The following is a 21,013-nucleotide window of genomic DNA, read 5'->3' as shown; positions in this document are numbered from 1 at the left end:
CTCTGTTTCAAGTCAGCCCCGAGCGGGCGGGATTTGCAAGGGGAAGCTTTCCCCTCTATATGCCCGGCCATGAGCACGAACCCACCGAACCTCCGCCCCGATCTAGCCCCAGAGGCCCGGATCGCCGAGACGCCCCGCCGTGGCCAACCGACCCTTGGAATGGTGTCGCTGGGTTGTCCAAAAGCGCTGGTTGACAGCGAACGTATCCTGACCCGGTTGCGGGCCGAGGGGTACGGTATTTCGCCGGACTACACGGGTGCTGATGCCGTTATTGTGAATACCTGCGGGTTTCTGGACAGCGCCAAGGCCGAGTCGCTGGACGCAATTGGCGAGGCATTGGTTGCAAACGGCAAGGTCATTGTGACCGGCTGTTTGGGGGCTGAGCCTGACTATATCCGGGAACACCATCCGCGCATTCTGGCGGTTACAGGACCGCATCAGTACGAACAGGTGCTGGACGCAGTACATGCAGCCGTACCACCCGACCCAAACCCTTATGTCGATCTGCTGCCCGCTTCGGGCGTCAAACTTACCCCGCGCCACTATAGCTATCTCAAGATTTCCGAGGGCTGTAATCATAAGTGCAAGTTTTGCATCATCCCCGACATGCGCGGTAAACTCGCAAGCCGCCCGGCCCATGCAGTGCTGCGCGAGGCCGAGAAACTGGTCGACAGCGGCGTGCGCGAACTGCTTGTGATCTCACAGGATACCTCGGCCTATGGGCTGGATCGTAAGTATGACGTGAACCCATGGAAAGATCGGGAGGTGCGCAGCCATATCACCGATCTGGCGCGTGAACTGGGCCAGTTCGATGCGTGGGTCAGGCTTCATTACGTCTATCCCTACCCCCATGTGCGCGATTTGATTCCGCTGATGGCAGATTCGGGTAGCAATGTGCTGCCGTATCTCGACATTCCATTCCAACATGCGCATCCCGATGTTCTGAAACGCATGGCCCGCCCTGCCGCCGGGGCAAAAACTCTGGACGAGATTGCCAACTGGCGCGCTATTTGTCCTGATATCACTTTGCGATCAACCTTTATCGTCGGCTACCCCGGAGAAACCGAGGCAGAGTTCCAGACGCTCCTGGACTGGATGGACGAAGCGCAGTTGGATCGTGTCGGCTGTTTCCAGTACGAAAATGTCGATGGCGCCCGCTCGAACGACCTGCCGGATCACGTCCCGGCCGAGGTCAAGCAAGAGCGATGGGAGCGTTTCATGGAGAAAGCTCAGGCCATTTCTGAGGCCAAGCTGGCAGCAAAGGTTGGCCAAAAACTCGATGTCATCGTAGACGAGGTGGATGAAGAGGCCGCGACCTGCCGCACTAAGGCCGATGCTCCAGAATTCGATGGCAACTTGTTTATCGACGAAGGCTTCGAAGGCCTGAAACCCGGGGATATCGTCACGGTCGAGGTAGATGAAGCCGGAGAATACGACTTGTGGGGGCGTTTGCACCCCTCGGCGTAACGAAAGGCGTCTGTCCCTAGAACAAGCCGATCAAAATCACGATCCACGCCACTCCGGCAGCGACTGCAGACAACGCCACCGCTGCACTTGCTGCATCCTTGGCTTGCCCCGCCAACGCGTGGTGCTCGGTCGAGGTGTGATCGACGGCACGCTCGATGGCCGTATTAAATAACTCGGCCACCAAGACCAGAATGCCCAAAGCAAGGATCAGCGCCCGTTCTGCCGTACCTAGAGGGAGTGCAAGCGCCAATAAAGCCGAAATCAGGTTGGCCCAAACCCACCCACGAAACGAATACTCTTGCCGCCAGGTTGCAGCCAGGCCCTGCCAGCTCCAGCGGGTACGATCCTTTAGGTGGTCAAAGAATTTGCGCATGGGGTTTCCGATCAGTCGTCCTGCAAGAAGACGTCCGCGACCCACAGCAGAAAGGCAAGAAAAAACCGCCTCGAGGGCGGTGTTCTTTTTAGAGGTGTGCAGGCGGCCCTGCGATCAGAACCGCCTGCTTAATACTTATTGGGTGACCGGGTTACATACGGTCTGGCCTGCTTCGGTTGTGGCCAGTTCATAGCCTGCCGAGCAACTGGGTGTACCAAACTTGTCATAGTCGGGCTGGATGTAAACCGGGGTCGGTTCCTCTTGCTGCGAGCACGCAGTCAATACAACGGCCGTGGCGCAGATAGCAGCAAATTTCAGTTTCATGTCCATCAATCCTCTATTACTTTTCTGATATTGCCCAGTTTTTCGGGGCCGGTATCAGAATAGGACCAAGAATTTCATATGGCAACCGAATCGATAACGCATTCGTGAATAAAGGCGAAACCACGCTGGAAGGCGGGTTTTCATTCGCAGTCTACCTTTTTTGACAAAGAGCCCTAAACTTTGACTTCGACATCAGCCAAAGACGGAGTAGCCACATGTCAGACGCCCCGATCATCGCCCAGAAATCGCCCTATCCGGTCGAAGTGACCGAAGGAAAAACCTATTTCTGGTGCGCATGTGGCAAATCCAAGCGGCAACCGTTTTGCGATGGTTCGCACAAAGATACGTCGTTTGAACCCGTAAAATATACTGCTGATGCCAGCAAGAAGGTCTTCTTCTGTGGCTGCAAGCACTGCGCCAATCCGCCGTTGTGCGACGGAACGCACAATAAGCTCTGAAAGTCAGGTCAAGTCGTTCAAAACCTGAGCATTGGCACAAAAATCAGGTGCTTTCTCAGCCATTCCTTGTTGTGCGGCAAGCCATTTCTGACAACGTTCGTCGCATATTGCGCCCCGGCATCGGGTCACCATCTGAGCGTAGTCGGCAGGTGTCAGTTTCCCTTCGGCCATTGCTTCGGTCAGAGAAATCCCTAAGGATCGCGCGACCGAGCGTGTCAGCCAAAAGTGTTTTTCGATCTCGCCCAGTGATGTTCGATCCATTTGATCACCTTTGCTTGCTGACCCTCAAGGTGGCGAACCTGTGTCGGTTTGGGCAGGTGCAGGGCGCGCTTTCCGCCGTTTCGTTCTCGTTCAACCAGTCTGGGCATGCCCGCGCCCATTCGCACCCGCGGCAGAGCTGAACCATATCTGCCCATTCCTGTTGGCTCAGGTGCCCGTCGCGATGTGCGGTGGCAAGGTCGGCTCCCGTCGCCTGTGCCATTCGCAATACAAGGCGAAGATGGGTCATGATCCGTCCAAGTCGTGGCACGGTACCCCCTTTGGCGTTACGGCTTGAGCCTGTTCAGCAGCTCGTGATTGCGGCAGTATTCAGGTGTGTCGGGCGCTGTCAGGTTCTTGGCCAGAAAGGCCTTGCAATGGCCCGGATTCGGGCATTCCGTACACCTCAATACCGCGTCCGAGATTTCGTCGAACTGTAAGGCCCCTTCGATGGCAACTTCTTGCAAATCTACGCCCAGCGTCGTGGCCATCCGATCTACAAGGTCGGCGTGACGTCGCAGCGTTTCACGATCAGACATGCGGTTTCCTTTTCCATTCACTCTATGGAAAGAGTAACGCATGCCCCGCACAGTGCCCTTGACTCAGGTCAATGCCCGGTTGCCAGCTGGTCCAGATAGGCCCGCGTGGCGTCCTGCACGCGGCGAAAGCGGTCCCCGCCCAGCTTCTTGCCACCGTACCAGCGTGTCACGATGATTACGTGATCCGTCAGCTCGGCCCGCTCCATCATCCGCAAAATGACCATTGCCGCGCCAGACTCTCCGTCATCGGCCTTGAGCGCACCGTTTGGCAAGATGGCCGCCCACGTGTTGTGAGTTGCCTTCGCATATGCCTTGTCGGATTTCAGTTCCGCCAGTACCGCATCGACATCAGCACGACTGGTGACCCCCGCGCCCGTCACAGCATATTTCGACCCGCGATCACTGAGAACGACACCCAATCGGGTTAAGTTGACCATTATCGTAATCCCAGTTCCCGCGCCGTTTGCAACACAACTTCGACCCGCTGGGCATTGGGAGGGTGCGTGGCAAGGAAACGATCACCCGGATCAGGAATGCGTTGGAAGAAAGCCATCCCGACCAGCGGATTATACCCCGCCGCGTAAGTGATCTGTGTCCCCAGACGATCCGCTTCCAATTCGAACTCACGCGTGTAGTTCTGCACCCCGACCTCAGCACCCAGCGCCTGTGCGCGCTCAATACCTGCATCGTCCGCGCCCTGATTGCGCGCGAGTTCACCGAATATCCGCGCGCTTTCTTTGGCGTTCTGCGCCTGCCGGGCGATGTGACCCAATATATGGTGGGCGGCCTCATGGCTCATGACAAAGGCCATCTCGTCCGCGTTCTGCGTTGCATCGATCATCGGCTGTGTAAAAACGACTAGCGGCCGCCCATCCTTGTCCAAGGTTTGAAACGCATTCGCTGGGGCCTTTGACGAAAGATCAACCAAAATCACGAAATCACAATTGGCAGTCCTCGATTGGCGGCGGCATTCCCGGCTTGCGGTCGTTCCGACAGCCCGGCTGACCTGCTCGAATACGCGCGCCCTGTCCTTTTGTTCTGATGACGATGGCTGCCATTGATCGGCCGGGATCGCGATAACAGGCGACATATCGCAAGCCGCCAACAGCATCACCAGCAACAGGGCAAGACGGCGCATTCACATTCCTTTCGGTCACTCTGTCGGCAGACAAGCATAGCGCGGCATTTAAGGCCGGGCCACAGCCGATTACAGCTTGCAACGGGTTGCATTGCGATCTTATGCCCTGCACTCTGCACATATGTTTTCAATTGAACACGAATTCGACTCGACGGTGATTACGCTGGTGGACGAAGGCGCAAAGCCTTTGCAAGAGGATGTCGTCATCAACAACTTCGCTGAATGCGTCACACTTGAGCAGTTGGACCCGCGGACCGATCAGATTCAGAAGATTACCCTGTCACCAGAGCAGGTACGCGATCTGGCCGCTGCGCTGGATTTGCCCGAGGGCGTTTATCAGATACGTGAGTCCGAGAGCACCAAAGACTAATGGTTCCTTTTGGATCTTGCGTCTGATCACAAGCAGCAATTCAGATTGAATTTGTCGCCTTTTGATGAGCAGTTTGCCCTTGAAAGAGAACAGTATGCCTCCGACATACAGACTGCCATGTGAAGGAAGTTAACATATGACCCTGAAGAACCAAGCTGCGCTGGATTTTCTGCACGCGCGCCGGTCTCGTCCGGCCAAAACACTGGTAGCCCCGGCCCCGACCCGGGAAGAGCTGAGGCCGCTGCTGACTGCTGCAGCGCGCAGCCCGGACCATGGAAAGCTGGAACCCTGGCGTTTTGTTGTTGTCGAGCATGGGGCCATGCAACGCCTTGCAGATCTTACAGAAACTTGTGGTCTCGCCTTGGGAAAATCGCCCGAAGATATCGCCAAGGCGCGCAGCCAATTCGAAATGGGCCATTTGGCGGTTGCTGTTATTGAGGTGCAGAAACCTTCTGACAAGATACCGGCAATTGAACAGACCTATTCAGCGGGTGCGGTATGTCTGGCTCTGCTGAACGCAGCGCTGGCCGCAGGTTGGGGGGCCAATTGGTTGTCCGGCTGGCAATCTCATGATCGCGAGTTTTGCGAACAGGGGCTCGGCTTGGCCGAAAACGAGAAGATTGCAGGCTTTATCCATATCGCAACCGAAGGTACGACCCCTCCCGAACGACCGCGCCCCAATGTCGCGGCACTAACCCAATGGGTATCCGAATGATCATCATCCAGTCGTTTCTACAGGCGCTGGGACAGATCGGCGACCCAAGATTCCGCAAGGTACTTCTGTTGGGTGTTGGCCTAACATTCGCGTTGTTGGTGGCTGCCTATGCCGGATTTTTGTGGCTGATCAACGCGCTGGTCGGCGATCAGGCCACCTTGCCAATACTGGGTGAGGTGACATGGCTGAACGACCTGCTAAGCGTGTCGTCATTCCTGCTGATGATGGTGCTGTCGGTGTTTCTGATGGTCCCCGTTGCGTCAGCCATCACCTCGATGTTTCTGGATGAGGTCGCACAGGCGGTTGAGGATAAGCATTACCCTGGTCTGCCGCCGGCTCAGCACATCCCCTTTGGCGATGCGCTACGGGATACGCTCAGTTTTCTGGGAGTACTGATCGTTGCCAACCTGTTGGCATTGATCCTCTATGCACTCTTCACGCCATTCGCGTTGTTTATCTTTTGGGGTATGAACGGGTTTCTTCTGGGGAGAGAATATTTCACCCTGGCTGCGATGCGCCGACTGGGGCGCGAGGGCGCGCGAAAGCTGCGCGCGAAGCACGCGACAACCATTTGGGTCGCCGGTATTCTTATGGCGGTCCCGCTCTCTGTGCCATTGGTCAACCTGTTGATCCCGATCCTAGGAGCGGCGACCTTCACACACATTTATCACGGTCTGTCGGATGGCCGAACCTGAGCTACTCGCGCGGCTCCAGTTGGTTTAGCCAATCGAAATCGCGCACGCTGATTACGCCGGAGATAATGATACCTGCAATGATCGCCCACAGCACCACCGATATCCCGGTGGTAATCCACAGCTTCTTCTTCATGTGATGGACTTCCGGCGCACCCGCATGAGTGCCCGGAACAATATCGCCCAGATCCCCCTGCGTTTTGATGCGCACAGGCAGTACAATCAGCAAGGTCAGAAACCAAATTACAGCGAAAAGAACCAGAGCGGCGGTAATGGTCATCGACTTCAGACCTGCTCCAGCTCAACGAGGCATCCGTTGAAATCCTTCGGGTGCAGGAACAACACCGGTTTGCCATGCGCTCCGATCTTGGGTTCACCCGATCCCAGAACGCGCGCACCGGTCTCTTTCAGATGATCGCGGGCCGCGATGATATCCTCGACCTCATAGCAGACATGGTGGATGCCGCCTGATGGGTTCTTTTCCAGAAACCCGTTGATCGGGCTGTTCTCACCCAGCGGATACAGCAATTCGATCTTGGTGTTGGGTAGTTCAATAAAGACCACGGTGACCCCATGATCCGGCTCATCCTGTGGAGCGCCGACTTTGGCGCCAAGCGCATTGCGATACTGGGCCGATGCGGCCTCCAGGTCGGGAACAGCAATGGCTACGTGGTTCAGGCGACCAATCATGGGACTCTCCTTCCTTCTGCGTTGCAGCGGTTATGGGGGCAGTATACCCAAAGGACAAGTGCGCCAAATCGTCGTTAACCCTGTATTAGCCAGAAGTTCCTAGCGTGAGGCATCTGCTAAACAGGAGTTCTGCCATGGACGATTCGGGACCTTTCGCCTCTCCAGCGCTGGCCACCAAGATGCGACCGCTGCTGGGCCAAACAATCCTTGTGGTCGAAGACAGCCGCTATGCATGCGATGCAATACGATTGATGTGCTTGCATAGCGGTGCGCGTATCCGTCGTGCGGATTGTCTGAAATCAGCGCGGCGCCATCTGCAAATCTATCGTCCCTCGGTCCTGATCGTCGATATGGGTCTTCCAGACGGGTCCGGCGCTGACCTGATAGCCGAAATGACCCACGCTGTACCCCGCATCGGTGTCATTCTCGGGCTGTCTGGCGATGACAGCATGCAGGTTATCGCCAGACGCGCAGGTGCAGATGGGTTTCTGGCCAAACCCCTGACCTCGGTCGCTTATTTCCAGACCTCGATACTTGAACTTCTGCCCGAAGATCGCCGCCCAGGAGGTCTGGATTCCGTCAGGGATAACATCGTTCAGCCCGATCCGCTGGCCTATCGGGACGACATGGCCCATATCGCCGACGTGCTTACCGGCCCCACTGATCAGCGCACATTGGATTATGCGGTACAATTCCTGCAAAGCGTTGCGCGAGACGCCGAAGATACTGTGCTTGCCGAAGCAGCCCGGGACCTTGCCCAATCTCGTGCGCGGGGGACACCGGTCACCGCCCAGGCTGCACGGATTGCGGGTCTGGTTCAGGATCGGCTCGAACGGCAAGAGGCGATCTGAGATGCTGACCGCTTACTTTATTACCGCATCGATCCTTTGCATCTGGGTCTACCGCCTGACACGACAGACGGCCAAGAGCATCCGCAATCGTCGGGATGCCGCAAATCCACTGGATTGAGTTGAGCTTGTTTTGAGACCACCACGCAACTCAGATTTGCGTGGCGCGGCAAATACACCGATTGTATTGCACTGCCCCAAACGTAAACCGCCCGCTCAGGGCGGGCGGCTAGATTTAGTCTTGCGGGATGATCCTGAGACCCAGTTCCATCAACTGATCCGAGGTCGGATCGGATGGCGCATCCATCATCAGGTCTTCGGCGCGCTGGTTCATCGGGAACATCATGACCTCGCGGATGTTGGCCTCATCCGCCAGCAGCATCACGATCCGGTCGATCCCTGCGGCACAGCCGCCGTGCGGCGGGGCGCCGTAGTGGAAGGCATTGAACAGTGCGCCAAAGCGGGACTTCACTTCGTCCTCACCATAGCCCGCCAGTTCAAAGGCTTTCAGCATGATCTCGGGTTTGTGGTTCCGGATGGCACCCGAAACCAATTCGTAGCCGTTACAGGCCAGATCATATTGGTACCCGCGTACGTCCAGAGGGTTGCCCTGCAAAGCTTCCATCCCGCCCTGCGGCATCGAGAAGGGGTTGTGTTCAAAATCAATCGCACCGGTTTCTTCGTCCTGCTCGTAGATCGGGAAATCGACGATCCAGGCAAAGGCAAAGCGGTCTTTCTCGGTGAGGTTCAGTTCATCTCCGATCACGTCACGGGCCTTACCGGCCACCTTCTCAAAGGCTTTTGGCTTACCACCCAGGAAGAACGCGGCATCACCGACGCCCAGACCCAATTGCTGACGGATCGCCTCGGTTCGTTCGGGGCCGATGTTCTTGGCCAGTGGACCTGCGGCCTCCATACCCTCGCCCTGATCACGCCAGAAAATGTAACCCATACCGGGCAGACCTTCTTTCTGGGCAAATGCGTTCATACGGTCACAGAATTTGCGGCTGCCACCGCTCGGCGCTGGGATAGCGCGGATTTCGGTGCCTTCCTGCTCCAACAGCTTCGCGAAAATCGCGAAGCCAGAACCGCGGAAGTGGTCAGAGACCACTTGCATCTTAATGGGGTTCCGCAGGTCAGGCTTGTCGGTGCCGTACCATAGGGCTGAGTCCTTGTAGGAAATCTGCGGCCACTCCTGATCGACCTTGCGCCCGCCCCCGAACTCTTCGAACACACCAGTCAGCACGGGCTGGATGGTGTCGAACACATCCTGCTGCTCGACGAACGACATCTCTAGGTCGAGTTGATAGAAATCGGTGGGCGATCGGTCTGCACGCGGGTCTTCATCGCGGAAGCAGGGTGCAATCTGGAAATATTTGTCGAAGCCCGACACCATGATCAGCTGTTTGAATTGCTGCGGGGCCTGCGGTAGGGCGTAGAACTTGCCCGGATGTAGTCGCGAGGGGACCAGAAAGTCGCGTGCGCCTTCGGGCGACGATGCGGTAATGATCGGTGTCTGATATTCACGGAATCCCTGATCCCACATCCGGCGGCGCATGGATGCGACAACGTCCGAGCGAAGGGTCATGTTTTGCTGCATCGCCTCGCGTCTTAGGTCGAGGTAGCGATAGCGCAGACGTGTTTCCTCGGGGTATTCCTGATCGCCGAACACCATCAACGGCAATTCGTCGGCAGCACCAAGAACCTCCAGCTCACGCACATAAACCTCGATCTCGCCTGTCGGCAGTTTCGGGTTAATGAGATCAGCGTCGCGGGCCTTGACAGTGCCGTCGATGCGGATGCACCACTCGGACCGTACCTTTTCCAGTTCAGCAAATGCCGCACTATCGCCGTCGCACAAAACCTGGGTAACACCGAAATGGTCGCGCAGGTCGATGAACAGCACGCCGCCGTGATCTCGGACACGATGCACCCAACCGGACAGGCGGACGGTTTCACCGACATTGGCGGCGGTCAGAGCGGCGCAGGTGTGGCTGCGATAGGCGTGCATGGATCATATCCCTTCGGGCGCAGAATTCGTCGCGCCGATACACCCCGTCAGGCTTGGAAAGTCAAGGCGGGTCGCGCCGTCAAAACGGCCTTTGCACGTTGCCCGAGTAGAAATAGACGCCCAGCCCTGCCGCAAAGATAATATTACCGGCAATTGCGTGCAGAAGAACTGCATAAAAGAATGATCCGCGCTTGCGGTAGGCCCAGGTGAACAGGAGGCCTCCGACGAAAGTCATGATGGCTACGACCCAGCTCCAGTACATGAGGTGCGCAAGCGAAAACAGGCCAGCGTTCAAAAGGTATGCGGCCCGCCCTTCAGGTAGGATCGCGTGATAGCGTCGGAAAAAGAGAGAGCGAAAAAGCAGCTCTTGTGGCAGAGCGGATAACAACGGGTAGCCGATACAGATGAATATCAACATCTCTGGCCGATGCAGCAGCAAAACAAAGGCTGCATCCGGTCGCGCCCACAGCACCAGGGCGGAACAGAAGGCAGCCATGAACAGGGTAAATGCAAAGACTTCGGTCCACGACCAGTTTCGCCAGCCATACCGAAGCTCCGCCCAGGAAAAACCGGGCGTATCCTGCAGCAGCAGTATCCCCAGTCCGGTAAACGCAAAAAGCGAGGGGAACATCCAGTTTGGCGGGAACAATGTCGCGATGGCTATGGGAACCGCCACAAAAAAGAGCACAAACTCAATCCTGAGGCGTGAGTTGGTAACAGGGGTCTCCACCCATTCGGTATTTTTGCTCAAGGTGCCACAAGCTCCGCACGGATCAGCCCCCGAAGGGAATTTCCACAGTGGATAGATTGCGCGTTTTTTAGATCGGTCAAGGTCAGAACGGATTCGGTAACTTCTTTATTATCCAACAATTCCTCGCGCAAAACCCCGGGAAGCAATCCGCATCGCAGTGAGGGCGTCAGTCGTCTGCCGTCGGGCATGGTCAGGAACAGGTTCGTGATAGTGCCCTCGCAAAGCTCATCCCGTTCGTTCAAAAACAAAAGCTCATCAACTCTTAGCGGCAAGCCCGCCCGCGCCATGTCATAGACGGCCCGTCGGGTCGTTTTGTAACCCAGCCAGATATCCGATGATGATAGTCTCTGTTTGGCCAAATCCACACGCCAGACGGACGGATTGGCAGCCAATTCTCCGGACGTCAGTTCAAATTTGCCATCCGCGTCCAAGGTCAAACGGCAGCGCAATGCAATCTCACCCAAACTCGCATCCAAAATCGTCCAAGCGGCGGTTCGGTCAAAATCAATGCCGAACTTCTGTGCTGTGCGCGCCATGCGGGCCAAATGACGATCAAGCCTGACGAACCCCTGCCCCGGCCTGTAGGCCAGAGTTTCGATCAGACGGAAATCAGGCTCAGTTGGTGGGCGAAGCGGGCTTTCCATAGCGCCTCCTCATATTCCGATGGCGCGGTGCTGTCCCAGACCAGCCCGCCGCCTACGTTAAGGGTCGCCTTGCCGCCTTCAACCATGAGGGTCCGGATGGCCACGTTGAATTCCGATCGACCGTCCGGGGCCGCCCAACCGATGGTTCCGCAATAAACTTCGCGAGGCCAAGGTTCCAGTTCGGACAGGATCTCCATCGCGCGAATCTTTGGCGCTCCGGTGATTGATCCGCACGGGAACAGGGCGGTCAGAATATCAGAAAGGCCTACGCCAAGGTGTAACTGCGCCTGCACAAGCGAGACCATCTGATGGACAGTCGCATAGGTCTCAACCTTGAACAGCTCGGGTACTTTCACCGATCCGGCCAGCGCGACCCGGCTAATATCGTTGCGCAGCAGATCGACGATCATCAGATTTTCGGCCCGGTTCTTTTCATCCGAAGACAGAAAAGCGCGTCGACGCTCGTCTTCGACCGGGTCCTCGCTGCGCGGTTGAGTTCCCTTCATCGGGCGCGTTTCGATCCGGCCCTCGGCGTCGGTTCGGAAAAAAAGTTCCGGCGAACGGCTCAGCAGATCAGGCAGCCCCTCCTGCTCAACCAAGGCGCCGTGGCCGACGGGTTGACCAGCCGCAAGCGCTGCATAAAGCGCGACGCTGTCTCCGGTTACATCGAGATCAATTGGGAAGGTCAGATTTGCCTGATAAATGTCACCCGCACCAATCGCCTCATGCACTGTACGAAAGGCCTGCGTATATCGCGCCTCGTCCCAGCGGGGCTGAAACGCAGTGACACTGCCCGACGCCTTTGGCAGTCCAACGCGATCCGGTGCGTCAAACACACCGAAACACAGTAGTGGCAGGCGTCGTCCTTCTGGCAGCCGGTCTGCCAGACGGGGTTCTAGCACGTAGCCCAGCTCATAACTTGCGTATCCTGCCAGCCAAGCCCCTTCCGCGCGCGCCTGATCCAGCGCTGCCAGAGCCTGGGGCACCTCCGCCGCGTTATCCGCGCGGATAATCCGGGACGGACGCTCAAACCGGGTTCCGCGCCCAGCTGGTCCTTGATCGAAACGAATACGCAATTGCATCCTCATTTGCCGTGCTGCGCGGTATAGAGAATAGCGCGCCAAGGGAAAGAGGGGAAAGCGGCAATTTCAAACCCGTTTCCGATACCTCTTGCACCTTTTCGCGCGGTCCCTATAACGCAGGACAATTTGGGCGCTGGGGCGGTGCCCTGACTCGCGGACAATTGAAGGGGCCAAGCCATGCCGAGAAGAACCGACATCCAGTCGATCATGATCATCGGGGCAGGCCCCATTGTTATCGGTCAGGCCTGCGAGTTCGACTATTCCGGCGCTCAGGCATGTAAGGCGCTGCGCGAGGAAGGCTATCGGGTCATTCTGGTGAACTCGAACCCTGCAACGATCATGACCGACCCGGGGCTAGCCGATGCGACCTATATCGAGCCGATCACGCCCGAAGTTGTCGCCAAGATCATCGAAAAAGAACGCCCCGATGCCCTACTGCCCACTATGGGCGGACAGACCGGCCTGAACACCTCGCTGGCGCTGGAAGAGATGGGCGTGCTGGATAAGTTCAACGTCGAGATGATCGGCGCCAAGCGAGACGCGATCGAAATGGCCGAAGACCGCGCCCTGTTCCGCGAGGCGATGGATAGGTTGGGCATCGAAAACCCCAAGGCCGAGATCGTGACGGCCCCGAAGGATGAGAACGGCAAGAAAGATCTCGACGCCGGTGTGGCACTGGCGCTTGAAACCCTCGAAACAGTTGGTTTGCCCGCCATCATCCGCCCCGCCTTTACGCTGGGCGGCACCGGCGGCGGTGTCGCATATAACCGCGAGGATTATATCCATATTTGCCGCTCGGGTATGGATGCGTCCCCCGTCGGTCAGATCCTGATCGATGAAAGTCTTCTGGGGTGGAAAGAATACGAGATGGAGGTGGTGCGCGACACCGCTGACAACGCCATCATCGTGTGTTCCATCGAAAACGTCGACCCGATGGGCGTGCATACCGGTGACTCGATCACCGTGGCCCCTGCCCTGACGCTGACCGACAAAGAATACCAGATCATGCGCAATCACTCGATTGCCGTGTTGCGCGAAATCGGCGTCGAAACCGGCGGCTCGAACGTGCAATGGGCGATCAACCCGGTAGATGGCCGCATGGTCGTGATCGAGATGAATCCGCGTGTATCGCGCTCTTCTGCGCTGGCCTCGAAGGCGACCGGTTTCCCGATTGCCAAGATCGCCGCAAAACTGGCCGTTGGGTACACGCTGGACGAGCTGGACAATGACATCACCAAGGTCACCCCGGCCTCGTTCGAGCCGACCATCGACTATGTTGTCACCAAAATCCCGAAATTTGCCTTTGAGAAATTCCCCGGTTCGGAACCCTATCTGACCACCGCCATGAAGTCGGTGGGTGAGGCGATGTCAATCGGCCGCACCATTCACGAATCGATGCAAAAGGCTCTGGCCTCGATGGAGTCGGGTCTGACAGGCTTTGATGAGATCGAAATCCCCGGTCTGAACGTCGGAGTCTGGGAAGAAGCCGACGACAAGGCCGCCGTGATCAAGGCGATCAGCCAGCAGACCCCCGATCGTCTGCGCACAATCGCGCAGGCCATGCGTCACGGCCTGACCGACGATGAGATTTTCGGCGTCACCAAGTTCGACCCGTGGTTCCTGGCCCGCATTCGTGAGATCATCGAGGCCGAGCGTCAGGTGCGCAAAGATGGTCTGCCGGTTACCGAGGACGGTATCCGCAAACTGAAAATGCTTGGATTCACCGACGCGCGTCTGGGCAATCTGACCGGCCGTGACGAAGACAACGTCCGCCGCGCCCGCCGCAATCTGGGTGTGAACGCCGTCTTCAAACGCATCGACACCTGTGCGGCTGAGTTCGAGGCGCAGACCCCCTATATGTACTCGACCTACGAAGCCCCGATGATGGGTGAGGTCGAATGCGAGGCACGTCCAAGCGACCGCAAAAAGGTCGTCATCCTTGGTGGTGGTCCGAACCGGATCGGCCAGGGCATCGAGTTCGATTACTGCTGCTGCCACGCCTGTTTCGCGCTGACCGAAGCCGGATATGAGACCATCATGGTCAACTGCAACCCCGAGACGGTCTCAACGGACTATGACACCTCGGACCGTTTGTATTTCGAGCCGCTGACCTTCGAACACGTCATGGAAATCCTTACGAAGGAACAGGAAGCCGGCACGCTGCATGGAGTGATCGTTCAGTTTGGCGGGCAGACCCCGCTGAAACTGGCCAATGCGTTGGAGGCTGAAGGTATCCCGATCCTCGGTACCACGCCCGACGCGATCGACCTCGCCGAAGATCGTGAGCGTTTCCAGGCGCTGGTCAATGAACTGGGCCTGAAGCAGCCCAAGAACGGCATCGCCTCGACCGACGAAAAGGCGCTGGAGATTGCCGAAGAAATCGGCTTCCCGCTGGTCATCCGCCCCTCCTATGTTCTGGGCGGCCGCGCGATGGAAATCGTGCGCGATATGGATCAGCTACGCCGCTACATCAATGAGGCCGTGGTGGTCTCGGGCGATAGCCCGGTTCTTCTGGACAGCTATCTGGCCGGTGCGGTCGAACTGGACGTGGACGCGCTGTGCGACGGTAACGACGTGCATGTTGCAGGCATCATGCAGCACATCGAAGAGGCCGGCGTGCACTCGGGCGACTCGGCCTGTTCGCTGCCGCCTTATTCGCTGTCGAAAGAGATCATCGAACAGATTAAGGATCAGGCGTTCAAGCTGGCCAAGGCGCTGAATGTCGTCGGCCTGATGAACGTGCAGTTCGCCATCAAGGATGACGAGATTTACCTGATTGAGGTCAACCCTCGTGCCAGCCGCACCGTGCCTTTTGTGGCTAAAGCCACTGACAGCGCCATTGCCTCTATCGCTGCGCGTGTAATGGCCGGTGAGAAACTGGCGAACTTCCCGAAACGCCCCCCTTACAAAACGGTCGATGACACCAAAATCGCCGACCAGATGACGCTGGCCGACCCGAACATGCCGTGGTTCTCGGTGAAAGAAGCCGTTTTGCCTTTCGCCCGCTTCCCCGGCGTTGACACCATCCTGGGCCCTGAAATGCGTTCGACCGGAGAGGTCATGGGCTGGGATCGCGACTTCCCGCGCGCTTTCCTGAAAGCACAAATGGGGGCCGGTATGGTGCTGCCCAGCGCAGGTCGTGCGTTTATCTCGATCAAGGATGCGGACAAAGGGCCGGATATGCTCGAAGCAGCGCGTGTTCTGGTTGAGCAAGGCTTTGAGCTTGTTGCGACCCGCGGCACACAAGCCTGGCTGACTGAAGAAAGTGTGCCGTGCGGCGTGGTCAACAAAGTGTACGAAGGCCGCCCGGATGTGACCGACCTGATGAAGGACGGCGGCGTGCAGCTGGTCATGAACTCGACCGAAGGCGCACAGGCGGTGGAAGACAGCCGATCAATCCGGTCGATCGCGCTGTATGACAAGATCCCCTATTACACCACAGCCGCAGCAAGCTATGCCGCCGCGCTGGCGATCAAGGCGCAGGCCGAAGGCGATGTTGAGGTGAAATCGCTGCAGGGCTAAGCCCGGCAACGGTATGAATGAATGGACCCCGGCCTCGGCCGGGGTCTTTTTTCTTCCCCTCCTTGCCCATCGCCCACATGATGGGCGGGGAAGGAGTGCTCATGGACCTCTACACCACATACGGAAGCAACGACCTGCCTCGGGCCATCCGCTTTTATGATGCGATCTTCGCGGTTCTTGGCCAGCCGCGCCTGCCCGGTTGGATTGATGACTGGGCCGGATGGGGTTCCGACCCCGACAGCGGCACCGGGTTTTGGATCTGCAAACCTTTTGACGGAGCCCCCGCCAGTACCGGCAATGGCACGATGATCGCCTTTCCCGCCAGAAGTGCCGATCAGGTCCGGCGTTTCCATGCCACGGGTTTGAAAAACGGCGGTGCAGATGAAGGCAAACCTGGTGTCCGCCCCCATTACGAGCCCGGATTCTATGTGGCCTATCTGCGCGACCCCGATGGCAACAAGCTATCCTGTTTTTATAACCATTATGATCCAAAGGAGGATTCGGGCGGATGATCAACCAGCAGCCAGACGTCGCTTTTCTTCACGGTTGAAAAACAACATGTAGAAGACAGGTGCGGCAACCATGGTCAGGATCGTGGCAAAGGCCAGACCGCCCATGATTGTGACTGCCATTGACACAAAGAACGCATCCGTCAGAAGCGGTGCCATCCCCAGAATCGTCGTGATCGCCGCCAACATTACCGGGCGCAGACGCGAGACAGAGGCTTCAACAATCGCAGGACGCAGGGCTTTGCCAGTGGCGCGGACCAGATCGATTTCTTCGACCAGTACGATGCCGTTCTTGATCAGCATCCCTGACAGACTTAACAGCCCCAACAGAGCTGTGAAGGTGAAGGGCAGGCCTGTTCCAAGCAGACCGATAACCACGCCATTTACGGACATCGGGACCAATAGCCAGATGATGACCGGTTGCCGGATAGCATTGAACAGCAATACGGAAATCAACACCATAATCAGCAAGCTCAGCGGCAACTGCCGCCCAAGGCTGGCCTGCGCGTCGCCTGAATCCTCGAACTCGCCCCCCCATTCCATACGATAGCCGATCGGCAGTTCCATCGCTTCAATGGCACTGCGTACTTCGGAGTGGACCTGCGCGGCGGTCATGTCAGGGGGGATGTCTGCGCCAACGGTGATGGTCAAAACCCGGTCACGGCGATGAACCAGCGTATTGAGCGCCTTGTAGTCGAAGCCGTCCACCATCTGCTCGATTGGAACGAAACGTTCCGACTGATCGGAGTAAACTACCTGATCTACAATCGAATAGTCTCCATCCGCCGGGCGGCGCAGGATGATCGGGATCTGGCGGTCTCGCTCGCGCAAAACGCCGCCCGTGATGCCATCGGTCGAAAATTGCAACGTAGCCGCAATGTCTTCGCGCGATACGCCTGCTGTTTGGGCGCGCTCCGTGGCATAGATCGGCTGCACGGCCAATTCCTGCTCACGCCAGTCGTGATGCACATGCAGCGCATTCGGAGATGCGGCTGACATGCGCTGTACTGCTTCTTCGGCCAGTTGACGCAGAACAACCGGATCACTACCCGAGAACCGAGCCTGGATTGGATCGCCGCCACCGGGACCAAAAATCAGGCGTTTGGTTCGGAACTCGCCTTCGGGGAACTGGGCTGAACCGAACTCCTCAAGATCGGCTTGCAAGGCAGGAATGTCGTCCAAAGCCTCGGTGCGGATGATCATATGTCCATAGCTTGGGTTTGGCTTCTCGGCAGCGTAGGTCAACATGAACCGCGTGGCCCCCTGCCCGACAAATGTTGCAACCGAGACGACGTCATCACGTTCGGCCAGCCAGTCCTCGAATACGGCCATATCTTCCGCCGTGCGGGCGATCGGCGTGCCTTGTGGCAGCTTGTAGTGCACGAAGAACAACGGCGTGTTCGAGTTTGGGAAGAATTGCTGTTTCATCAGTCCAAAGCCCGCAAAACAGACGACTGTGACCCCGATCAACCCGGCCACTACCAGCCATCGGAACCGAAGCGCCCAGTTCAGGATTGCACCGTAGACGCGGAACAGGATGCCGCCATAGGCATCCACCTCACCCTCTTTGCCCTGCTTGAAGAAATAGTGCCCAAGCAAAGGTGTCACCGTGATGGCCAGAACCCAGCTCAGCAGTAGTGAAATGCCGATCACGGCAAATAACGAGAACAGGAATTCCCCGGTCGCGTCAGGACTGAGCCCAATCCCGGCGAAAGCCATGATCCCGATCACCGTCGCGCCCAGAAGTGGGATCTGCGTTTTTGACGCAACCTCTTCCGCAGCATCGCGCGAGGATTTTCCCCGCAACATCGAAATCTGCATTCCTTCGGCCACCACGATGGCGTTGTCGACCAGCATCCCCATGGCGATGATCAGAGCGCCCAGCGAGATCCGTTCCATCTCGATCGAGAACATCGACATGAAGAGCAAAGTACCCACAACGGTCAGCAACAAGGTGGACCCAACGACAATTGCGGCGCGCCAGCCCATGAAAATGCCCAGAACCGCAACCACGATGCTGACTGACATGGCGAGGTTCAGCAGGAAGGCGTTCGAGGCCTCATCGACAACAACATGCTGCTGATAGATGGGCAGGATTTCGACACCAAAGGGGATTTCGGAATCCAGTTCGGCCAGTTTGGCATCTGCACGCTGCCCGACTTCGACGATGTTTTCAGTGGCCAGCCCAGCGATACCCAGCGTGAAAGCTTCAGCGCCGTTGAATCGGATCATGATATCGGGATCATTCTGCCGCCCGCGATAGACATCTGACATATCAAACAGATTGATCACCTGCCCCTGCGATCCAACCGACAGGCCGGCGATCGCCGACACGCTGTCCGAGCCCTCGGCCGTCAAGATCGTGGTGCGGTCACTATTGGATCGCAGCGAACCCGAGGCGTTGACAGAGTCCGCGTTTGCGATAGCTTCGTTGATCGCCTGCAGCGGAACGTTCTGATTGACCGAGATCGACAGGTCCGGCTCAATAAAGATCGCCTCATCCGGCAAACCCTGAACCTCGACATCTGCAACACCGCTTACCGTCAGCAATTCGCGGCGAAGGAAGGTCGCCAGTTCGTGCTTCTCGGCGTCAGAAAACCCTTCTGCCGTAACGGCATAGAACAGGCCGAACACATCCCCGAACCCGTCATTCACATAAGGCGCACCCACGCCCGAAGGCAGACCGCGTGCTGCATCGCGCACCTTGGCGCGCAGACGGGTCCAGATGTCGGGCAACTCACTGCCGTCATAGGTGGATTTAATCTCAACCTCGATCAGCGACTGTCCCGGCTGGTTGACCGAGGTGATGACATCCACCTCGCCCATCTGCTGAATGGCAGATTCCAGCGGTTCTGAAACCTCCAGCGCCACCTGTTCGGCAGTCGCACCGGGGTATTGCGTGGCGATCACCGCCTGTTTGATGGTGAAGGCCGGGTCTTCAAGGCGACCTAGCGACGTGAAACCCCAAATGCCGCCGAACAGGGCAATCAGGATGAACAGCCACGTATAGAGAGGCCGGTCGATCGAAGCGCGTGCGATGCTCATGAAACCGCCCTCAGTTCGAGAAGCCGACAAAGCGGCGGACAGTTTGACCATCGGACAATGCACCCCCACCGGCGACGACGATTTCGTCTCCATCCATCAGGCCGGTGAGCACGCGGACATCACCGCTCTGCGTAGGTTCAACAGTCACGGGAACCCGGCGGACGGTGCCTTCGTCGGCGCCAGCAGGCGAGAAGACCAGAACGCCCAGCGCGCCGCTGGCATCAGCAACTACAGCCGTTGGCGGGATGATGATACCGGTGCGTTCATCCTGCACCTGCACCGTGACGGTCACGGAGGAACCGGGAAGAATCTGCAATCCCTCGGGCGGTGTCAAACCGAACTGGATGCGAAAGGTCTGGCCCACGCTTGAGGATTCAGCATCGAATTCCCTTATTTCCAGCGGAAAGATCTCATCGCTGACAGGGAACTTGGCAGTAATCGTGATGTCGTCCTGCTGTCCGGACCGCTGAAATAGGATTTCGGGCACATCCACCTCGATACGCAGTTCAGACATATCGTGAATCCGCACGATCGGAGTACCCGCAGAAACAGTTGTAAACGCCTCAACTGCACGGCTTGAAACCAGCGCGTCGAACGGAGCGGTCAGCGTCGCATGCTCCAACTCATATTCTGCATCTCGAACAGCAATCGCAGCCAATTGCGCAGCTGTTTCCGCATCATCGACGGCAACCTGGCTGGCTGCGGTTCCACGCAGACGCGACAGGCGGGCGAGTGTTCGATCCGCCTGATCTTTTTGCAAGCGCGTCCGGTCGCGCTGCAGTTCGAACGGTTCCTGATCGAGGCGGGCAATCAACTCACCCTTTGGGATTACAAAGCCTTCGGTCACAGGCATCTCAACGATCTGCCCTGCGACCTGAAACGCCAGATCAACGGTCTGACGAGCGGCGATCCGACCAAAGAATTGGCGCGAAAAGCCGGGAGAGGTTTCGCTTACCTGCATCAGTTTCACAGGCTTGGCAGGCTCTTGCGCCATGGCAGGCGCAGTCAACAAGGACAGTGCGAGGCAAACAGAGGTCAGGAGTTTCATTTCGTCAATCCCTCGGGAATTCCGGTTTTCAGAATGTTGTCACGGATTTTGTGAGCCAGCCGTGCGAACTCGGCGGTTTCTTCGGTGTTCAGACCCGATGCGCTGTGGAAAAGCTCACCCGCCACGGCCACCAGCATATTGCGGGCCTCTTCGCCCTGTTCGGTCAGCACCAAAAGCCAGGCGCGACGGTCTTCGGGATCACGCTGTCGGGTCAGGTGCCCCGCCAGTTCAAGTGCATCGGCGGTCGCCGTAATCGTTGACGGCACTGTCAACATATCTGCGGCCAGCACTCCCATACGTTTGGGCGCATCGAGCTTGATTAGCATGTGGCATTCCTGATGGCTCAGGTCTGTTTCGATGCTGTCAAAGCTCTCTTCCAGTTTCCAATAAAGCGCGTAGACCCCCATCATCGCCTGAATCTCAGGGCTGAGGCGTCCTAACCGCATGCTGATATCGTCTGACATGAATCTTTTCCGTGCGAGTCGCGGCGAAATATACTTCGAATTTTGAACTATTCAAGTTATGAAGC

General features: G+C 57.6%; 24 protein-coding genes. 8 read left to right on the top strand and 16 right to left on the bottom strand.

All coding sequences use genetic code 11. The annotated features are described in order from the left end of the window. Nucleotides 1–69: 69 nt before the first annotated feature. Nucleotides 70–1,467, top strand: coding sequence for a 30S ribosomal protein S12 methylthiotransferase RimO (gene rimO, locus ACR0CZ_RS06825; RefSeq protein ID WP_480537020.1), 1,398 nt, complete (start codon nucleotides 70–72; stop codon nucleotides 1,465–1,467). A gap of 16 nt (nucleotides 1,468–1,483) precedes the next feature. On the opposite strand, the gene ACR0CZ_RS06820 is transcribed toward rimO, so the two are convergent. Further along, complete coding sequence (locus ACR0CZ_RS06820) at nucleotides 1,484–1,840, bottom strand: diacylglycerol kinase (protein WP_170420629.1); 357 nt, start codon at nucleotides 1,838–1,840, stop codon at nucleotides 1,484–1,486. Nucleotides 1,841–1,975: 135 nt separating this feature from the next. Beyond that, entirely contained in the window at nucleotides 1,976–2,164 is a 189-nt protein-coding gene (locus tag ACR0CZ_RS06815) for a hypothetical protein (protein WP_255611743.1), read from the bottom strand. A gap of 215 nt (nucleotides 2,165–2,379) precedes the next feature. Between ACR0CZ_RS06815 and ACR0CZ_RS06810 the strand changes: the two genes are divergently transcribed. Further along, nucleotides 2,380–2,622 (top strand): CDGSH iron-sulfur domain-containing protein, encoded by a 243-nt coding sequence (locus tag ACR0CZ_RS06810; RefSeq protein ID WP_170401738.1) that lies wholly within the window; start codon nucleotides 2,380–2,382, stop codon nucleotides 2,620–2,622. A 3-nt stretch (nucleotides 2,623–2,625) separates the two neighbouring features. Here the strand turns inward: ACR0CZ_RS06810 and ACR0CZ_RS06805 are convergent, their stop codons facing one another. From ACR0CZ_RS06805 to ACR0CZ_RS06785, 5 genes are all read right to left on the bottom strand, one after another. Next, a complete protein-coding gene (locus ACR0CZ_RS06805) occupies nucleotides 2,626–2,883 on the bottom strand; it encodes a DUF6455 family protein (RefSeq protein ID WP_170465100.1) in 258 nt (85 codons plus the stop codon). A 4-nt stretch (nucleotides 2,884–2,887) separates the two neighbouring features. Continuing rightward, nucleotides 2,888–3,151 (bottom strand): DUF6455 family protein, encoded by a 264-nt coding sequence (locus ACR0CZ_RS06800; RefSeq protein ID WP_370644304.1) that lies wholly within the window; start codon nucleotides 3,149–3,151, stop codon nucleotides 2,888–2,890. Nucleotides 3,152–3,167: 16 nt separating this feature from the next. Next, nucleotides 3,168–3,419, bottom strand: coding sequence for a DUF6455 family protein (locus ACR0CZ_RS06795; RefSeq protein WP_170420623.1), 252 nt, complete (start codon nucleotides 3,417–3,419; stop codon nucleotides 3,168–3,170). 68 nt (nucleotides 3,420–3,487) lie between these two features. Then, a complete protein-coding gene (locus ACR0CZ_RS06790; protein ID WP_170392333.1) occupies nucleotides 3,488–3,856 on the bottom strand; it encodes a YigZ family protein in 369 nt (122 codons plus the stop codon). Beyond that, nucleotides 3,856–4,557, bottom strand: a complete 702-nt coding sequence (locus ACR0CZ_RS06785; RefSeq protein WP_170392335.1) for a M48 family metallopeptidase — start codon at nucleotides 4,555–4,557, stop codon at nucleotides 3,856–3,858. The genes ACR0CZ_RS06790 and ACR0CZ_RS06785 overlap by 1 nt, the downstream gene beginning before the upstream one ends. A 121-nt stretch (nucleotides 4,558–4,678) precedes the next feature. On the opposite strand from ACR0CZ_RS06785, the gene ACR0CZ_RS06780 reads away from it, so the two are divergent. The 3 genes from ACR0CZ_RS06780 (at nucleotide 4,679) to ACR0CZ_RS06770 (ending at nucleotide 6,337) form a co-directional block, all read left to right on the top strand. Next, complete coding sequence (locus tag ACR0CZ_RS06780; protein WP_170392337.1) at nucleotides 4,679–4,927, top strand: hypothetical protein; 249 nt, start codon at nucleotides 4,679–4,681, stop codon at nucleotides 4,925–4,927. Between the two features lie 136 nt (nucleotides 4,928–5,063). Further along, nucleotides 5,064–5,642, top strand: a complete 579-nt coding sequence (locus ACR0CZ_RS06775) for a nitroreductase family protein (protein WP_170392339.1) — start codon at nucleotides 5,064–5,066, stop codon at nucleotides 5,640–5,642. Next, nucleotides 5,639–6,337, top strand: a complete 699-nt coding sequence (locus ACR0CZ_RS06770; RefSeq protein WP_170392341.1) for an EI24 domain-containing protein — start codon at nucleotides 5,639–5,641, stop codon at nucleotides 6,335–6,337. Before ACR0CZ_RS06775 ends, ACR0CZ_RS06770 begins: the two co-directional genes overlap by 4 nt. 1 nt (nucleotide 6,338) lies before the next feature. On the opposite strand, the gene ACR0CZ_RS06765 is transcribed toward ACR0CZ_RS06770, so the two are convergent. Continuing rightward, complete coding sequence (locus ACR0CZ_RS06765) at nucleotides 6,339–6,614, bottom strand: DUF1467 family protein (RefSeq protein ID WP_170392343.1); 276 nt, start codon at nucleotides 6,612–6,614, stop codon at nucleotides 6,339–6,341. Nucleotides 6,615–6,619: 5 nt separating this feature from the next. Next, nucleotides 6,620–7,024: a methylmalonyl-CoA epimerase gene (gene mce / locus ACR0CZ_RS06760; protein WP_010441821.1), complete on the bottom strand. Its 405-nt coding sequence runs from the start codon at nucleotides 7,022–7,024 to the stop codon at nucleotides 6,620–6,622. A gap of 134 nt (nucleotides 7,025–7,158) precedes the next feature. Between mce and ACR0CZ_RS06755 the strand changes: the two genes are divergently transcribed. Next, on the top strand, nucleotides 7,159–7,875 hold the full coding sequence (locus ACR0CZ_RS06755; RefSeq protein ID WP_170392345.1) for a response regulator: 717 nt from the start codon (nucleotides 7,159–7,161) through the stop codon (nucleotides 7,873–7,875). Nucleotides 7,876–8,107: 232 nt separating this feature from the next. Here ACR0CZ_RS06755 and aspS read toward each other — a convergent pair whose 3' ends face one another. The 4 genes from aspS to ACR0CZ_RS06735 all read right to left on the bottom strand — a co-directional run bounded on the left by aspS (nucleotide 8,108) and on the right by ACR0CZ_RS06735 (nucleotide 12,360). Then, the gene (gene aspS, locus ACR0CZ_RS06750) at nucleotides 8,108–9,883 is read right to left on the bottom strand and encodes an aspartate--tRNA ligase (protein ID WP_170392347.1); all 1,776 of its coding nucleotides are present in this window, start codon (nucleotides 9,881–9,883) and stop codon (nucleotides 8,108–8,110) included. A 79-nt stretch (nucleotides 9,884–9,962) separates the two neighbouring features. Further along, nucleotides 9,963–10,634: a type II CAAX endopeptidase family protein gene (locus ACR0CZ_RS06745; RefSeq protein WP_170392349.1), complete on the bottom strand. Its 672-nt coding sequence runs from the start codon at nucleotides 10,632–10,634 to the stop codon at nucleotides 9,963–9,965. After that, nucleotides 10,631–11,278: an aminotransferase class IV family protein gene (locus ACR0CZ_RS06740; RefSeq protein ID WP_170392351.1), complete on the bottom strand. Its 648-nt coding sequence runs from the start codon at nucleotides 11,276–11,278 to the stop codon at nucleotides 10,631–10,633. Before ACR0CZ_RS06740 ends, ACR0CZ_RS06745 begins: the two co-directional genes overlap by 4 nt. Further along, nucleotides 11,233–12,360, bottom strand: coding sequence for an aminodeoxychorismate synthase component I (locus ACR0CZ_RS06735; RefSeq protein WP_170392919.1), 1,128 nt, complete (start codon nucleotides 12,358–12,360; stop codon nucleotides 11,233–11,235). The genes ACR0CZ_RS06740 and ACR0CZ_RS06735 overlap by 46 nt, the downstream gene beginning before the upstream one ends. A gap of 177 nt (nucleotides 12,361–12,537) precedes the next feature. On the opposite strand from ACR0CZ_RS06735, the gene carB reads away from it, so the two are divergent. Both carB and ACR0CZ_RS06725 read left to right on the top strand, forming a co-directional pair. Further along, nucleotides 12,538–15,882: a carbamoyl-phosphate synthase large subunit gene (gene carB / locus ACR0CZ_RS06730; protein WP_170465103.1), complete on the top strand. Its 3,345-nt coding sequence runs from the start codon at nucleotides 12,538–12,540 to the stop codon at nucleotides 15,880–15,882. Between the two features lie 101 nt (nucleotides 15,883–15,983). Continuing rightward, nucleotides 15,984–16,394: a VOC family protein gene (locus ACR0CZ_RS06725; protein ID WP_170392355.1), complete on the top strand. Its 411-nt coding sequence runs from the start codon at nucleotides 15,984–15,986 to the stop codon at nucleotides 16,392–16,394. Here ACR0CZ_RS06725 and ACR0CZ_RS06720 read toward each other — a convergent pair whose 3' ends face one another. The 3 genes from ACR0CZ_RS06720 to ACR0CZ_RS06710 are packed head-to-tail and all read right to left on the bottom strand — an operon-like array spanning nucleotide 16,395 to nucleotide 20,948. Then, on the bottom strand, nucleotides 16,395–19,436 hold the full coding sequence (locus ACR0CZ_RS06720; RefSeq protein ID WP_170392357.1) for an efflux RND transporter permease subunit: 3,042 nt from the start codon (nucleotides 19,434–19,436) through the stop codon (nucleotides 16,395–16,397). Nucleotides 19,437–19,446: 10 nt separating this feature from the next. Then, nucleotides 19,447–20,484, bottom strand: coding sequence for an efflux RND transporter periplasmic adaptor subunit (locus ACR0CZ_RS06715; protein ID WP_170392359.1), 1,038 nt, complete (start codon nucleotides 20,482–20,484; stop codon nucleotides 19,447–19,449). After that, entirely contained in the window at nucleotides 20,481–20,948 is a 468-nt protein-coding gene (locus ACR0CZ_RS06710) for a MarR family transcriptional regulator (RefSeq protein WP_170392361.1), read from the bottom strand. Before ACR0CZ_RS06710 ends, ACR0CZ_RS06715 begins: the two co-directional genes overlap by 4 nt. Nucleotides 20,949–21,013: the final 65 nt, after the last annotated feature.

This window comes from Ruegeria sp. H9, assembly GCF_056532915.1.
This window is presented reverse-complemented; position numbering and strand designations above follow the sequence as displayed.

Bases quoted from the DNA above. Each gene is read 5' to 3' on its own strand.
- ACR0CZ_RS06775 (WP_170392339.1), top strand. From the start codon at position 5,064: ATGACCCTGAAGAACCAAGCTGCGCTGGATTTTCTGCACGCGCGCCGG.
- rimO (WP_480537020.1), top strand. From the start codon at position 70: ATGAGCACGAACCCACCGAACCTCCGCCCCGATCTAGCCCCAGAGGCC.
- ACR0CZ_RS06810 (WP_170401738.1), top strand. From the start codon at position 2,380: ATGTCAGACGCCCCGATCATCGCCCAGAAATCGCCCTATCCGGTCGAA.
- ACR0CZ_RS06755 (WP_170392345.1), top strand. From the start codon at position 7,159: ATGGACGATTCGGGACCTTTCGCCTCTCCAGCGCTGGCCACCAAGATG.
- ACR0CZ_RS06790 (WP_170392333.1), bottom strand. From the start codon at position 3,856: ATGGTCAACTTAACCCGATTGGGTGTCGTTCTCAGTGATCGCGGGTCG.
- ACR0CZ_RS06805 (WP_170465100.1), bottom strand. From the start codon at position 2,883: ATGGATCGAACATCACTGGGCGAGATCGAAAAACACTTTTGGCTGACA.
- ACR0CZ_RS06795 (WP_170420623.1), bottom strand. From the start codon at position 3,419: ATGTCTGATCGTGAAACGCTGCGACGTCACGCCGACCTTGTAGATCGG.
- ACR0CZ_RS06740 (WP_170392351.1), bottom strand. From the start codon at position 11,278: ATGGAAAGCCCGCTTCGCCCACCAACTGAGCCTGATTTCCGTCTGATC.
- ACR0CZ_RS06770 (WP_170392341.1), top strand. From the start codon at position 5,639: ATGATCATCATCCAGTCGTTTCTACAGGCGCTGGGACAGATCGGCGAC.
- ACR0CZ_RS06720 (WP_170392357.1), bottom strand. From the start codon at position 19,436: ATGAGCATCGCACGCGCTTCGATCGACCGGCCTCTCTATACGTGGCTG.
- ACR0CZ_RS06715 (WP_170392359.1), bottom strand. From the start codon at position 20,484: ATGAAACTCCTGACCTCTGTTTGCCTCGCACTGTCCTTGTTGACTGCG.
- aspS (WP_170392347.1), bottom strand. From the start codon at position 9,883: ATGCACGCCTATCGCAGCCACACCTGCGCCGCTCTGACCGCCGCCAAT.
- ACR0CZ_RS06785 (WP_170392335.1), bottom strand. From the start codon at position 4,557: ATGCGCCGTCTTGCCCTGTTGCTGGTGATGCTGTTGGCGGCTTGCGAT.
- ACR0CZ_RS06780 (WP_170392337.1), top strand. From the start codon at position 4,679: ATGTTTTCAATTGAACACGAATTCGACTCGACGGTGATTACGCTGGTG.
- ACR0CZ_RS06735 (WP_170392919.1), bottom strand. From the start codon at position 12,360: ATGCAATTGCGTATTCGTTTCGATCAAGGACCAGCTGGGCGCGGAACC.
- carB (WP_170465103.1), top strand. From the start codon at position 12,538: ATGCCGAGAAGAACCGACATCCAGTCGATCATGATCATCGGGGCAGGC.
- ACR0CZ_RS06710 (WP_170392361.1), bottom strand. From the start codon at position 20,948: ATGTCAGACGATATCAGCATGCGGTTAGGACGCCTCAGCCCTGAGATT.
- ACR0CZ_RS06765 (WP_170392343.1), bottom strand. From the start codon at position 6,614: ATGACCATTACCGCCGCTCTGGTTCTTTTCGCTGTAATTTGGTTTCTG.
- ACR0CZ_RS06725 (WP_170392355.1), top strand. From the start codon at position 15,984: ATGGACCTCTACACCACATACGGAAGCAACGACCTGCCTCGGGCCATC.
- mce (WP_010441821.1), bottom strand. From the start codon at position 7,024: ATGATTGGTCGCCTGAACCACGTAGCCATTGCTGTTCCCGACCTGGAG.
- ACR0CZ_RS06820 (WP_170420629.1), bottom strand. From the start codon at position 1,840: ATGCGCAAATTCTTTGACCACCTAAAGGATCGTACCCGCTGGAGCTGG.
- ACR0CZ_RS06815 (WP_255611743.1), bottom strand. From the start codon at position 2,164: ATGAAACTGAAATTTGCTGCTATCTGCGCCACGGCCGTTGTATTGACT.